Here is a 14,059-nt window from a genome sequence, read left to right on the forward strand (position 1 = left end):
GAGCACCAAGGCCAAGGAGAACTGAATGTCCGTCAGGAATCTGGACTGGGCGCCGCTGGACCGGCACTCGGACCCGGTCCACGCCGACCCCGACGTGGTGAGCGCGGCACAGAAGCGCTACGCCCTCATCGCCTCGACCATCGATGACGCGACCGCCAAGCTGCAGCAGATCGTCAGTACCAACAGCGACAGCCTCGCCGGCCAGTACGTCCAGGGGCTGAAGTCCGAGGCGAGTTCGCTGAACGACAGACTCAGCAAGGCCGCTGTGCGGTACCACGACGTCGCAGGCGAGATCAACAAGTACGAGCCGGATCTGGACCAGGGGCTCTCCGAGACCGCCGGTGCGCTGACGGACGCCGAGGCGGCCAAGAACGCGCAGACCAAGGCGAACGGCATGCCGGATCCGCAGAAGAGCAAGGACGGCACCACCACCCCCGAGGAGCAGCAGAAGGGCAACGACAAGAACAAGGCCAAGTCCGATGCGGACGCGAACATGGCGGCGGCGAAGACACGGCTCAACAACGCGCTGGACGCGCTCAACGTGGCCGGCAAGCGCTTCGGCGACGCGGTCAGCGCCAGGAGGTACGACGACGGGCTGACCGACTCCTACAAGGACAAGCTCGACGCCGTGATGGCCAAGATCAGCCAGATCTTCGCCATCATCGGCATGATCCTGGCCGCCCTCGCGATCCTCATCCCTGGTGTGGACGTGCTGGTCATCGCCGGAGTGGTGGCCGGCGCGGTCACGCTGGTCGCCAACATCGTGCTCTATCACGACGGCAAGGGCAGCGTCGTCGACGTCATCCTCGGGGTGATCGGGCTGGGCCTGGCCGGCGCCGGCGCCGCCATCTCGCTGATAGGCAAGGGGCTGTCCGCCGGCGCCAAGGCCGCAGCTGCCCTCGGCGGTAAGACGCCCAAGCCGATCGTGACCGGGGGTGGCCAGAACATCGAGATGGTGCCACTGCGGCCACCCGGCGGCGGGGGCGGGGGAGGTGGCGGTGGCGGTGTCCCGAACTTCTCCAGGCCGTTCGGGCAGAACAACCCGCGTCCGGTACCGAACTTCTCCAGGCCGTTCGGGCAGAACAACCCGCCCCGCCCGGTGCCGAACTTCTCCAGGCCGTTCGGGCAGAACAACCTGCCCAAGCCGGCACCGGCCGCGGCGCCGGGACCGAACGCGGCCGCCGACTGGAAGAACCTGTCGGACTGGTTCAACAATCCGGCCACCAACTGGGTGCTGGGCAAGCTCGGTGTCATCACCCCGGACACCGGGTTCTGGGCCTCGGCCTGGGAGCAACTCAAGGGCGCCGGTGACATGTGGGCCACCCTGTTCAGTGATCCGGCGAAGTTCGGCAAGGACTTCGCGGCCATCATCACCGGTCTGAAAGGCCCCCTCGACCTCTCGGCCATCATGAAGGCGGGGGGCCTCGGCAACATCTCGCCGCTCTGGTTCGCCTGGGGCGGCCTGAACGGCGCGTTCGGCCTCGGCGCCGGATTCATCTACACCGGCGGGCGCCTGATGGGCTGGATCCCCGCGGTCAACCCGCCGGGCCAGGTGCCCGCCACGTGAGTAAGGGAGGGACGATGAGCGACGATCTGCTGGCGTTGACGCGGCAGCCGTGGCACTGGGAGTGGGTGCCGACCGTGCGACCGGGCGAGCCGGCGCCCGAGGCGTGGATCGAGCGCCTGGCTGCTCTGTTCGAGGAGTGGACGTCCGAGGGCATGGCCGCCGCGCGGGCGGCCTGGCCCGCCGACGCCGGGGCGGAGTTCCCCTTCACCTCGGAGATGCTGGGACGTGATGCCGCCCGTTGGCTGCTGGAACGCGCGGACGGGCTGCCCGCCTGGACCCGGCTGGCCTGGGGCGCGGCGTTCGTGAACGGCCGGCCCAGGTGGGCGCCGGTCCCGGTGGTCGTGGAGTTCACCGGGCCCGTGACGGGGGATCCCAACTACCTCATGCACCTGGTCGGTGCCCGCGGCATGGAGGGCGACGCGCGCGAGCCCGTGGTCGACTACGTGACCACCTCGATCGGTGACGGGCTGCGGGTGTTCGCCCTGTGCCGCAGCGAGGAGGGCGCCGCCTACGCACGCGTCCACGCCGCGCTTCGCCTCGACGTGCCGCCGACCGGCGGCGCGCCGAGCGTCGGCATCGACGTCACGCTGACCACGCTCGTCTTCGAGATGGGACTGATGGCCTTGATCGGCAACGGAGTCGAGCAGTTGATGCAGCAGATAGCCGACGAATGCGCTCCGACCGACGGGGGCCCGGCCCGGCTCGGATTCACCGCGGCCACCGAAGTCGCGGTCACCGAAGCGGCGGCCACCGAAGCGGCGGTCACCGAAGCGGCGGTCACCGAAGTCGCGGTCACCGAAGCGGCGGTCACCGAAGCGGCGGTCACCGAAGCGGCGGTCACCGAGGTCGCGGCCACCGGGGGAGGACCGGCATGATCGACTTCGAACTCGTCCTGCCGGACGGCTGGGTGCAGATTCCCACCACGCCGGACACCACCACGCTGCGCCGCCGGGTCATCGAGGATGTGATCCAGCACCACCTGCCCGACTCGCTGCCGCGGGACAAGGCCGGTCCGTGGCGCCGGATGCTGCGCAAGGAACTCACCGAGGCGACCGACGAGGCCACCCGGCAGAGCGCCCGCTCGGTCCTGCTGCCGCTGCAGGAGTTCAGCGGCATCCGGCTGCCCGGATCGATGCTGGTGACCGTCCTCGAAGGCGAGGACGAGAGCGAGGACCCGGAGCAGCTGCTGGCCTCGATTCTCAGCGACGCGGGCTCTGAAGGCACCTACCTGGAGATCGGCGGTGCCCCGGCGGTGCGGGTGGCCTCGGTCATCGACAGCGGCCGGCTCCGGCGCAAGACACCGTCCTGGCGGGTCTCGTACTACGTGTCCAATCCGGACGCGCCCGGCGTGTGGGGACTGCTGACCTTCACGGTGCTGACCGACGGGGACGTCGAGGCCGCGCCGGTGCAGGCCGTCGTGCTGCTCTTCGACATGATCGTGTCGACGTTGCGCTGGGCGGACCGCGTCGACGTCCCCACCGAGGACGAGGTGCTCGCCCAGCTGGCCGAAGTGGCCCAGGTCGCCCAGGTCGCCCAAGTGACCGAAGTGACCGAAGTGGCCCAGGGGTCGGGGGAGGGCGCGATGTCCGGCGAGCCGAGTCCGAACACGGTCTGAACCGGTCCTGAAGGATGTCTGAACCCGGCTCCGCCACGCTGGGCGTATGACACTCGTCGCCACCCCAGTGCCGGCCGGTTCCACCTGCGTGCGGATCGCCATCACCAGCCCGGACATCCTCGCCCAGATCCGGCAGGTGTTCGCCAGCAAGAACCTGGCCGTCGACATCGTCCGAATGCCCTACGTCGAGGTCACCGTCAGACCGGCACTCGGGCCGGTCGGAGCGGTCGCCGTGGCCGCCACCGACAAGGCCGCGGTGGGGACCGCGCTGGAGCGTGTGGCCGGCCCCGTCGCCCCGGCCGGGGTGCGGGCCGCTCGCCGGCTGTGCGCGGAGTACCGGCTGAGCGTGGTGGAGGTCGGCGGCCGGCCGGCGGTCGAGGACCCGCCCCCGGAGAGCCGGCCCCAGCTGGCCGCGGTGCCGGACACCGGGGCCGACAGCCCGGTGGCCGCCCTGTCGCAGCGTCAGCACGAGGTGATGACCCTGGTGTCCCGCGGCGCGCGCAACGCCGAGATCGCCGCGCGACTGCACGTCAGCGAGAAGACCGTGAAGAACCACGTCAACCGGATCTTCCGGGCCCTGGGAGCGGGCAACCGGGTCGAGGCGGTGCTGATCTGGCAGCAGCACCGGCGAGGCGGGGCTATCCGGCGCGACGCACCCGATCCCCGGCGCGACGCACCGGATTCCTGGCTGTCACCGGTGGGGGATCGGCATCCAGCACACGCAGGAACTCCGTGACCTCGGCGGCCTCCTCGGCCCCCAGCTCCTGGAGCCGCAGCAGCGCCCGGGCCGCCAGGCCGCGCGTCGCCTGCCGGGCCGGGCCCGAACCGTGCACCCGGGCGAGCGCGAACAGGGCCAGGGCCTCGTGGTAGCGGTCGCCGCCGGACTCGGACAGCGAGAGCGCGTCCGTCAGGTACCGCAGCGCCTTCTCGGTGTTGCCGAGCCCGTGTTCCGCCACGCCCAGGTTGATCAGGATGTTGGCCTCGGCCGGCACGTTCCGCCAGCTGCGCGCCGCGGTCAGGCCGGGCCTGCCATGGCGTAACGATTCCTCGAACTCACCCATGTCGGCGTGCAGTTCGCACAGGACATCGAGGCAACCCGCCTCGTGGTACCCCGACCCGACGCGGTGCGCCAGATCCAGGGCCGCTCGGGCGTGGGGCAGCGCGGCCGCGTAGTCCTTCGCCTCCCGAAGCGCGGCTGCCAGACTGCTCAGAAGTCCGGAGCGCAGGTCGTCGTCGTCGGGACCCGCCAGCAGGTGCAGGCCGTGCTGGAGCCGGTCCACCGCGGCACCGTGCCGGCCCAGTCGCGTGTGGGCCACCCCCAGGTCGTTGAGCAGGACCGCCTGGGCCCGCCGGTTCTCGGTCACCTCGGCGCTGCGCAGTCCGATCAGGAGGGTGTCCACCCACGGCCGGGCCTGCCCGGCGGTGCAGACGTAGTCGAAGAGCAGGTGGGCCAGCTGCCAGGCCTGCTCGTGGCAGCCGATCCGCTGTGCCGCGCGCACCAGCGCTGCGACGTTGTCCCGCTCCTGCGCGCACCAGGTCACGCGTTCCCGCTGGTCGTCGAAGCGCGACGGTCCGTGGCCGTCCTCGGTCGGACCGGTCGGCGCGAGCCCGGCCCCGGTGTCCCCGGTGTCCCCGGTGTCCCCGTGGTTCCCGTGGTCCCGCGTCAGGGTCCTCACGTACCACCGCAGCACCCGCTCCAGGGCCGCTCGACGTGTGGTGCTCGTCCCGTGGCCGCGGGACACCTCCTCGGCGTAGATGCGTGTCAGGTCGTGCATCCAGTAGCTGCTGCCGGTGGTCTCGACCAGGTGCTGGGCGGCCAGGCTCCGCAGCGCCGTCGCCGCGGCCGACGGCGGGACGTCCAGCAGCGCGGCGGCAGCCTCCATGCGGATGCCCACGCCAGGGAACAGCCCGAGCGTGCGGAACGCGTGGGCGGCCGTGGCGTCGAGCCTGGCGTAGGACCAGGAGAGCACGCCGCGTACCGAGGACAGCTCGTCGTCCGGGAGCTGCAGGGCGTCGAGCCGGCGCCGCACATCCTCCAGGTCGGTGATCAGGTCGGCGATCCGCGAGCGGGGGCCCGCGGTCACCTGCTCGGAGACGATCCGCAGCGCCAGCGGCAGGTGGTCGCACAGGTCGGCCAGGCGCCGTGCCGCCGAGGGTTCGGCGCCGACCCGGGCACTCCCGATCGAGTCGCGGAGCAGTCGCAGCGACTCCTCGGCGGTGAACGGGGACAGGGACACCCGGCGGGCCGCGTACCGGACCGCGAGGCCGCTGAGCCGGTTGCGGCTGGTCACGACGGTGAAGGAGGGGCCGCCGCCCGGTAGCAGGTCCTCCACCTGGTCGGCGGAAGCGGCATTGTCCAGCACGATGAGCATGCGCCTGTTCTGCACGATGCTGCGCCACAGCGCGACCCGTTCCTCCTGGTCCGCCGGGACCTTCCCGGCGTTCAGCGAGGTGAGCAGGTGGTGCAGGGCGTCCACGGGGGAACTCGCCGGGTGCTTGGGGTCGAAGCCGCGGAGGTTCAGGTACAGCTGGCCGTCGGGGTAGTCGGCGGCCAGCAGATGACCGCAGTGGACGGCCAGCGCGGTCTTGCCGACCCCGCCGACTCCGACGATCATCACGATCTGCGGGCACCCGGCCTCCTCGGCCCCGCCGCCACCGGAGGCGGTACGTGCCGCGTCCAGCACCTGCCGGACCGACGCGACTCGCCCCACGAACCCGCCGACGCCGCGGGGCAGTTGCGCCGGCCGAAGGACAGTGGCGGTCGCCGGGGCGACCGCCTCGCCACGCGGGCGGGCGCGAGCTGCGACGGGCTCGGTCAGGATCGACGCGTACAGGGCCTGCAGCTCGGCCGACGGGTCGATCCCCAAGTCCTCGGCGAGCAGCCTGCGCAGGTCGTGGTACTGCGCGAGTGCGTCGGCCGTGCGGCCGCTGCGCCGCAGCGCCGTCATCAGCAGGGCACGCAGCCGCTCGTGGTAGCCGTTCTCCGGTACGCACGTCCTCAACTGGTCGGCCACTGTGGCTGGTTGTTCGAGATCGAGGAGAAGTTCGGCACGCTCCAGCAGCAGCCGCAACCGCAGCTCCGCCACCCACGTGCGGTGCTGGGCGGCGAACGGACCCGGCAGGCCGCCCAGGCCGGAGCCCGGGTGCCAGCGGGCCAGCGCCTCGTCCAGGGCGGTGACCGCGGCGGTGGGGTCCTGCTCGGCCCGGCTGTTGCGAGCCTGATCCGCCAGCTGTTCGACCACTTTGATGTCGAGCCGCCCGGGGTCGAGTTGGAGCGCATAGCCCGGTCCCGTGCTGGTCAGCGGCTCGCCCAGACCCTTCAACGCGCGGCGCAGGCCGGACACGTAGGTGTGCAGGATGCCGGCCGCGGTGGCCGGCGGCGACTCGCCCCAGACGGAGTCGATCAGGTCGTCACGGGAGACGACACTGTTGGTACTCAGCGCGAGAACGGCGAACACCGCGCGTTGTTTCGGCGAGCCGAGAAGCAGTTCTCGCCCCTGGGCATAGGCGCGCAGTGGTCCGAGGGTCTCAACCCTCAGGCAGTCGTCCTCCACGACGGTCTCTCCCTCGGAGAAGGCAGAGTTCCGGCGCGGGTGGGGGCGTTGTTCCGGCTCTGCGTAGCCTGGTGATGCGGTAAGGACATCGGGCGCCCGGGCGCCCGTGGCTGTGGGCGTGGGTCTGCCGGGCGCTCCTGAGCCAGTTCCGCAGTACTGGCTCCGGGGTGGTCCCGAGGTGGTCCCGAGGCGGTCGGCCACCTGGGCTGGGGTCGGCCCGGACCATCGGGGTCCGAGTGTCGTCGGTGTCCGACAGCGGGGTCAAGCCCCGTGACCGCGTGTTTCCCCGGCACGGGATGACCGGATCCCGCACCGATCCAGGCGCTGCTGTGCGGGATCGGGAGCCGGAACCCGGTCATTCGGGCATCGGAGAGGGGCCACCGAGCAGGCCTGTGCCGCTGACCTGCACTCATCTCCACGGGGAACGGGCATGATTCGGGCTTGTTCCAGTCGGCCGCGGAGCTGTCCGTAGCGTCGGGACGGGGGTATAAATCTTCCACGGGCGCATTTCGGGCTTCCGATGTCCGAACGGGCGGAGGGAGATCGGCAGATGCAGGCAACGGAGCGGCAACACCGGATCCTGGTCCTGGCCCGGCAGGAGGGGCGCGTCGAGGTCACCGCCGCGGCCGCGGATTTCAACGTCGCGGTGGAGACCATCCGGCGCGACCTGAGCGAGTTGGAGCGCCGGGGGCTGGTCCGCCGTACCCACGGTGGCGCCTACCCGGTCGAGAGCACCGGCTTCGAGACCGACCTGGCGCAGCGCGTCACCCGGCACGTGGAGGCGAAGCGCCGGATCGCGGCCGAAGCCGTCAAGCTGGTGGGCGAGGCGGAGAGCGTCTTCGTCGACGAGGGCTACACCCCGCAGCTCCTCGCCGCGCTGCTGCCGGCCGACCGTCCGCTGACCGTGGTGACGGCCTCGCTGTCGACCGCGGCGGCGGTGGCCGACTCGGCCAACATGACCGTCCTGCTGCTGGGCGGCCGGGTCCGCGGCCGGACCATGGCCACCGTGGGCTCCTGGGCCTGCGCGATGCTCTCGGGCTTCGTCATCGACCTGGCGTTCCTGGGGGCGAACGGGATCTCCCGGGACCTCGGCCTGACCACGCCCGATCCGGCGGTGGCCGATGTCAAGGCCAAGGCCCTCGGGGTGTCCCGCAGAAGGGTCTTCATGGGTCACCACAGCAAGTTCGGAGCCAGCAGCTTCTGCCGCTTCGCCGAGGTCGGCGACTTCGAGACCATCGTCACCGATACCGAACTGTCCAGCGCGGAAGCCCATCGCTACGCCTTGCTGGGACCGCACGTCATCCGGGCCTGAGGCACCGGTCCCTGGAAGACCCGCCCTCGAAGACCACCACGCCCGAGGAACCACCGGCCGGTGGCCGTGGCGCGGCTGCCGCCGTCTCCGCAGGACGCGCGGCCGCCGCCCCGGTCGCCCGTGCCCGAACCGGTCCCACCCGACCGGGTTCGCCGAGAAAGGGAACACGCACCATGACGATCAGACAGACGGTCCTGCGCGCCACCGTGCCGCTGGGCCTGGCAGCCCTGTGCGGCGCCCCCCTGGCCGGCTGCAGCGGCGCCGGTGGCGCCGGCGGCGGCTCGCAGGCGCACTCCATCAACGTGCTGATGGTGAACAACCCGCAGATGGAGGATCTGCAGAAGCTGACGGCGGCCAACTTCACCAAGACCACCGGCATCAAGGTCAACTTCACCGTGCTGCCGGAGGACGACGCCCGGGACAAGTTCACCCAGGACTTCTCCAGCCAGTCCGGGCAGTACGACATCGCGACCATCAGCAACTACGAGGTCCCGTTCTACGCGAAGAACGGCTGGCTGGCCTCGCTCAGCGGGTACGCCGGCAGTGACACCGGCTTCCAGCAGAGTGACATCCTGCCCACCATCCAGCAGGCGCTGACGTACAACGGCCAGATCTACGCCGAACCGTTCTACGGCGAGTCCTCGTTCCTGATGTACCGCAAGGATGTCTTCGCGGCCAAGGGCCTGACCATGCCCGCCAATCCGACCTGGGAGCAGGTCGCCGACCTGGCGGCCCAGGCCGACGGGGCGCAGTCGGGCATGAAGGGCATCTGCCTGCGCGGGCAGCCGGGCTGGGGCGAGGTGATCGCACCGCTGACCACCGTGGTCAACACCATGGGCGGCACCTGGTTCGACCAGAACTGGCAGGCCCAGCTGACCGCCCCGGCCTTCACCGCCGCGACCAACTTCTACGTCAACCTGGTGAAGTCCCACGGTGAGGCGGGCGCACCGCAGTCCGGGTTCACCGAGTGCCTCAACGACATGGAGCAGAGCAAGGTCGCCATGTGGTACGACGCGACCTCGGCGGCCGGCTCGCTGGAGGCCTCCGACTCACCGGTGGCCGGGAAGATCGGGTACGTGCCCGCGCCGGTCGACCGGACGAAGAGCTCGGGCTGGCTCTACACCTGGGCGTGGGGCGTGCAGAAGGCCGGCAAGCACCAGGACGACGCCTGGAAGTTCATCTCCTGGGCCTCCGGGCAGGGCTACGAGAACCTGGTCGGCCAGAGTCTGGGCTGGTCCCGGGTGCCGGCCGGCAAGCGTGCCTCGACGTACCGCAACCCGAGCTACGTGGCCGCCGCCTCGGCGTTCGCCCAGGCCACCGAGACCGCGCTGACCAGCGTCGATCCGCAGAACCCGGGCGTGCAGCCGCGGCCCGCGCCGGGCATCCAGTTCGTCGGGATCCCGGAGTTCACCGATCTGGGCACCCAGGTCTCGCAGCAGATCAGCGACGCGATCGCGGGCCAGAGCAGTGTGGACCAGGCGCTGAAGAACAGTCAGGCGCTCGCCGCCAAGGTCGGCGCCAAGTACGCCGGTCACTGACGGAGGCACCCTTGAGCACCCTCTCGATCCTTCGCAGCCGGCGCCCCTCGGAGGCGCCGCGGCCCGGCGCCCCGCCGATGAGCCGGCGGCCGCGGGGCGCCTGGTCCCGCCGGGCGCCGCTGCTGCCGGCGCTGATATTCATGATCGTCGTCACCCAGCTGCCCTTCGTGGGGACCCTGGTGATCTCGTTCATGCGCTGGAACGCGCTGGAGCCGGACGACCGCGGGTTCGGCGGCCTGGCCAACTACAAGGCGGCGTTCGAGGATCCGGCGCTGCGCTCGTCCCTCGGGACCACGGTCCTGCTGACCGCCGCCGTGGTCCTGGTGAGCCTGCTCCTGGGGCTGGTGCTGGCATTGCTGCTCGACCGGCGTTTCCGCGGCCGCGGCATCGTGCGCACGATGCTGATCACGCCCTTCCTGGTGGTTCCCGCGGCCTCCGCGCTGCTCTGGAAGCACGCGATCTACAACGCCTCCTACGGTCTGCTGAACGGCACGCTGACCTGGCTGTGGAGCCTGTTCGGCAGCACCCACGCACCGCAGCTGGACTGGCTCTCGACCACGCCGCTGCTCGCGGTGGAGGCCTCGCTGATCTGGCAGTGGACGCCGTTCATGATGCTGATCCTGCTCGCCGGACTGCAGAGCCGGCCGATGGACGTGGTCGAGGCGGCCCGGGTGGACGGGGCGAGCACCTGGCAGGTGTTCCGCTACCTCACCTTCCCGCACCTGCGCCGCTACCTGGAGCTGGCCGCGCTGCTCGGCAGCATCTACGTGGTGCAGAACTTCGACGCGGTCTTCACACTGACCTCCGGCGGGCTGGGCACCGCCAACCTGCCCTACACCGTCTACCAGACCTTCTACCAGGGCCACGACTACGGCCAGGCCTCCGCCGAGGGCGTCCTCGTGGTCATCTGCACCATCCTCCTCGCGACCTTCGCGCTGAGGACCGTCTCGTCGCTGTTCCGGGAGGAGTCACTGTGACGGCCGCGACCACCACCCTGTCCGCCCCGCGTCGTCGCGTCGCCGCGGCCCGGCAGGGCGGCGCCGTGCTCGGGCTGCTGGCCTGGGTCTGCGGGGTGCTCTTCTTCCTGCCGTTCGCCTGGATGGTGCTCACCTCGCTGCACAGCGAGTCGGCCGCGGCCACCAACCCGCCCAGTGTCGGGGCCGGGCTGACCCTGCAGGGGTACCGGGAGTTCTTCGGCGCCGGCACCGGGGTGAGCCCGTGGCCGCCGCTGATCAACTCCCTGACGGCCAGCGTGGCTTCGACCCTGCTGGTGCTGCTGCTGTCGATCCCCGCCGCCTACGCGCTGTCGATCCGGCCGGTGCGCAAGTGGACCGACGTGATGTTCTTCTTCCTGTCCACCAAGATGCTGCCGGCCGTGGCGGGCCTGCTGCCGATCTACCTGATCGCCCAGAACACCGGCATGCTGGACGACATCTGGCTGCTGGTCATCCTCTACACCTCGATGAACCTGCCGATCGCGGTGTGGATGATGCGTTCCTTCCTGGCCGAGGTGCCCAAGGAACTGCTGGAGGCCGCCTCGATCGACGGCGCGGGGCTGCTGACCACGCTGGTGCGGATCGTGGCCCCCGTGGCGATGCCGGGCATCGCGGCCACCGCGCTGATCTCCTTCATCTTCAGCTGGAACGAACTGCTGTTCGCCCGGGTGCTGACGGGCGTCGTCGCCGGCACCGCACCCGTCTTCCTGACCGGCTTCGTCACCAGCCAGGGCCTCTTCCTGGCGAAGGTGTGCGCCGCCGCCGTCTGTATCTCCGTGCCGGTGCTCATCGCCGGCTTCGCCGCCCAGGACAAGCTCGTCCAGGGCCTCTCGCTCGGAGCAGTCAAATGACCAGTCAAATCGTCTCGGGGGCGGTGCGGTGAAGGCCGCCGTCATCAGCGCGCCCGGTGTGGTGACCATGGAGACCGTGGCGGATCCGGCACCGGGCCCGCGGGAGGTGGTGGTCAAGGTGGCGGCCTGCGGCCTGTGCGGCACCGATCTGCACATCCTGCAGGGCGAGTTCGCGCCCACCCTGCCCATCGTCCCGGGCCACGAGTTCGCCGGTGAGGTGGTCGCCGTGGGCACCGGCGTCGGTGAGCTGGCGATCGGGGACCGGGTCGCCGTCGACCCCTCGCTGCCCTGCCACGAGTGCCACTACTGCCGGATCGGGCGGAGCAACCTGTGCGAGCACTTCGCCGCGATCGGGGTCACCGTCCCGGGTGCGGCCGCCGAGTTCGCCCTCGCCCCGGTCGCCAACTGCGTGCGCCTGCCCGAGCACGTCCGCACCGAGGACGCCGCCCTCATCGAACCGCTCTCCTGCGCGGTGCGCGGATACGACGTGCTGCGCAGCCGGCTGGCCAGCAGCGTGCTGATCTACGGCTCCGGCACCATGGGCCTGATGATGCTGGAGCTCGCCAAGCGCACCGGGGCGGCCGGCGTGGACGTGGTCGACATCAACAGCGAACGGCTCACCGCCGCCCGCCTGCTGGGCTGCACCAACGCCGTCACCGACGCCGCGGAGATCGAGCGGCCGCGCGGCTGGGACGTGGTCATCGACGCCACCGGCAACGAGCGGGCCATCCAGGAGGCCCTGGGCCGGGTCGGCAAGGGCGGCACCTACCTGCAGTTCGGCGTCGCGGACTACGCCGCCCGGGCGACGATCGAGCCCTACCGGATCTACAACCAGGAGATCACCATCACCGGCTCGATGGCGGTCCTGCACAGTTACGAGCGCGCGGCGGAGCTCTTCGCCGCCGGAGTGCTGGACCCGCAGGTCTTCATCAGCGACCGGCTCCCGCTGGCCGACTACGCCGCCGCGCTGCGCCGCTTCCAGGCGGGTAAGGGCCGGAAGATCGTCATCACGCCATGAATACCGGAGCACCCCTGCCGCGCGCGGAGCCCTCGGCCCTGGTCATCGGTGAGGCGCTCACCGACATCCTGGCCGGACCGGACGGCCGGCGACGCGCCGTCCCCGGGGGCAGCCCCGCGAACGTGGCGCTCGGGCTGGCCCGGCTCGGCCACCCGGTGCGGCTGGCCACCCGGGTGGGCGGTGACGAGTACGGCCGCATGCTGCGGCGCCACCTCGGCGAGAACGGTGTGCGACTCACCGACGGGTCGGTCGTGGACGCCGCGACGTCCACCGCCACCGCCGTCCTCGACGCCGGCGGCGTGGCGAGGTACCACTTCGACGTCAGCTGGAGCCTGCCGCCCGCGGCGACCGACCCGGCCACCACCGGCCCGCTCGCCCATCTGCACACCGGGTCGATCGCCGCGCTGCTCGAACCCGGCGCCGAGCAGGTGGTCGCGGCCGTACGGGCGGCGCGCCCGGGCGTCACGGTCTCCTACGACCCGAACCTGCGCTCCGCACTCCTGGGCCCCGCGGCGCGGGAGCGGCCGCGGGTCGAGGAACTCGTGGCCCTCAGCGACGTGGTGAAGGCCAGCGACGAGGACCTCGGCTGGCTCTACCCCGGCCACGACACCGCCGCGGTGGCCGCGCGGTGGGCACGCAGCGGCCCTTCGCTCGTGGTGCTGACCCTCGGGGCCAGCGGCGCACGGGCCTTCTGGCGGCACGGCGGCCACCGGGTCCGGCCGGCTCCGGCCGAGGTGGCGGACACGGTCGGCGCGGGCGACGCCTTCATGGCCGGCCTGCTCAGCGGGTTGCTGCGGGCCGGGCTGCTGGGCGGCGCCCGGGGGGAGCGGGTGCCCGCCCGCGACCAGCTGCGGGCCGCCACCGGCACGTGGCGGCTGCCCGCGCCGGTGGTCGGGTCGCTCGCCCTGGCAGCCCGTACCGCGGCCTTCACCTGCACCCGCCCGGGCGCCGACCCGCCGCGCCGTGCCGAGCTCCTGGACTGATCCGAAGGTCACGAGGTCGGCCGTGAACATATCCGGGAGCAAGGTCGGCATCGACACCTACCACCACGACCGCGCCCACCCCTCGACGCTGCGCCTGCACGAGCGTCCCCGTACCTGAACGGAGCCCGCCATGAGCATGGCCTATCTCGCGCAACCCGAACAGCAGCAGCAACTCGAATGGCTCGGCGGTGGCACGCTGGCGATGCTGCTCGACGGCAAGGCCACCGACGGGCAGCTCATGATGGGGCGCTTCGACGTCGCCCAGGGGGAGGCGCCGCCGTATCACCTGCACACCCGCGAGGACGAGATCTTCCTGCTGATCAAGGGCACCGCCCTGGTCTGGTGCGACGACCAGGAGTACGAACTCGCCGAGGGCGGCGTGGTGTTCCTGCCCAAGCAGATCCCGCACGGATACCGCATCACCTCGAAGAAGGCCGACCTGCTGGTGATCAACACGCCGGCCGGCATCGAGGGGATGTTCCGGGAGACCGGCCGCGACAGGTCCACCCCACGTCCGCCCGGCTTCCAGGTGACACCCGATCCCGGCATCGCCGACAAGTACGGCAACATCATCCTCGGCCCACCGCGCTGACGGTCCGCCGCTGGGGGCTTTCACGCGACGCCTC

At 71.4% G+C, this 14,059-nt stretch carries 12 protein-coding genes; 11 read left to right on the forward strand and 1 reads right to left on the reverse strand.

Annotation, left to right across the window (positions count from 1 at the left end):
- Positions 1-25: 25 nt before the first annotated feature.
- The 4 genes from ACFZB9_RS22115 to ACFZB9_RS22130 are packed head-to-tail and all read left to right on the forward strand — an operon-like array spanning position 26 to position 3,918.
- Entirely contained in the window at positions 26-1,567 is a 1,542-nt protein-coding gene (locus tag ACFZB9_RS22115) for a hypothetical protein (RefSeq protein ID WP_391449603.1), read from the forward strand.
- Positions 1,568-1,581: 14 nt separating this feature from the next.
- Entirely contained in the window at positions 1,582-2,442 is an 861-nt protein-coding gene (locus tag ACFZB9_RS22120; protein ID WP_391449605.1) for a hypothetical protein, read from the forward strand.
- Positions 2,439-3,182, forward strand: coding sequence for a hypothetical protein (locus ACFZB9_RS22125; protein ID WP_391449606.1), 744 nt, complete (start codon positions 2,439-2,441; stop codon positions 3,180-3,182). The genes ACFZB9_RS22120 and ACFZB9_RS22125 overlap by 4 nt, the downstream gene beginning before the upstream one ends.
- A gap of 46 nt (positions 3,183-3,228) precedes the next feature.
- On the forward strand, positions 3,229-3,918 hold the full coding sequence (locus tag ACFZB9_RS22130) for a response regulator transcription factor (protein ID WP_391449608.1): 690 nt from the start codon (positions 3,229-3,231) through the stop codon (positions 3,916-3,918).
- On the opposite strand, the gene ACFZB9_RS22135 is transcribed toward ACFZB9_RS22130, so the two are convergent.
- The gene (locus tag ACFZB9_RS22135; RefSeq protein WP_391449611.1) at positions 3,821-6,736 is read right to left on the reverse strand and encodes a BTAD domain-containing putative transcriptional regulator; all 2,916 of its coding nucleotides are present in this window, start codon (positions 6,734-6,736) and stop codon (positions 3,821-3,823) included. The two genes, ACFZB9_RS22130 and ACFZB9_RS22135, sit on opposite strands and share 98 nt — an antisense overlap.
- A 550-nt stretch (positions 6,737-7,286) precedes the next feature.
- On the opposite strand from ACFZB9_RS22135, the gene ACFZB9_RS22140 reads away from it, so the two are divergent.
- From ACFZB9_RS22140 to ACFZB9_RS22170, 7 genes are all read left to right on the forward strand, one after another.
- Positions 7,287-8,048: a DeoR/GlpR family DNA-binding transcription regulator gene (locus tag ACFZB9_RS22140; protein WP_391449613.1), complete on the forward strand. Its 762-nt coding sequence runs from the start codon at positions 7,287-7,289 to the stop codon at positions 8,046-8,048.
- Positions 8,049-8,221: 173 nt separating this feature from the next.
- Positions 8,222-9,586, forward strand: coding sequence for an ABC transporter substrate-binding protein (locus ACFZB9_RS22145; RefSeq protein ID WP_391449615.1), 1,365 nt, complete (start codon positions 8,222-8,224; stop codon positions 9,584-9,586).
- Between the two features lie 77 nt (positions 9,587-9,663).
- Positions 9,664-10,563 (forward strand): carbohydrate ABC transporter permease, encoded by a 900-nt coding sequence (locus tag ACFZB9_RS22150; RefSeq protein WP_391449959.1) that lies wholly within the window; start codon positions 9,664-9,666, stop codon positions 10,561-10,563.
- A gap of 17 nt (positions 10,564-10,580) precedes the next feature.
- Positions 10,581-11,432, forward strand: coding sequence for a carbohydrate ABC transporter permease (locus ACFZB9_RS22155; RefSeq protein WP_391449961.1), 852 nt, complete (start codon positions 10,581-10,583; stop codon positions 11,430-11,432).
- A gap of 28 nt (positions 11,433-11,460) precedes the next feature.
- Positions 11,461-12,450 carry a zinc-dependent alcohol dehydrogenase family protein gene (locus tag ACFZB9_RS22160; RefSeq protein ID WP_391449616.1) on the forward strand — a complete coding sequence of 330 codons (990 nt, stop codon included), beginning with the start codon at positions 11,461-11,463 and terminating at the stop codon, positions 12,448-12,450.
- Positions 12,447-13,433, forward strand: a complete 987-nt coding sequence (locus tag ACFZB9_RS22165; protein ID WP_391449618.1) for a carbohydrate kinase — start codon at positions 12,447-12,449, stop codon at positions 13,431-13,433. Before ACFZB9_RS22160 ends, ACFZB9_RS22165 begins: the two co-directional genes overlap by 4 nt.
- Before the next feature lie 130 nt (positions 13,434-13,563).
- Complete coding sequence (locus ACFZB9_RS22170) at positions 13,564-14,025, forward strand: cupin domain-containing protein (RefSeq protein ID WP_391449619.1); 462 nt, start codon at positions 13,564-13,566, stop codon at positions 14,023-14,025.
- Positions 14,026-14,059 lie beyond the last annotated feature (34 nt).

The sequence above is a fragment of the Kitasatospora sp. NPDC008050 genome (assembly GCF_042957465.1).
Lineage (GTDB): Bacteria > Actinomycetota > Actinomycetes > Streptomycetales > Streptomycetaceae > Kitasatospora.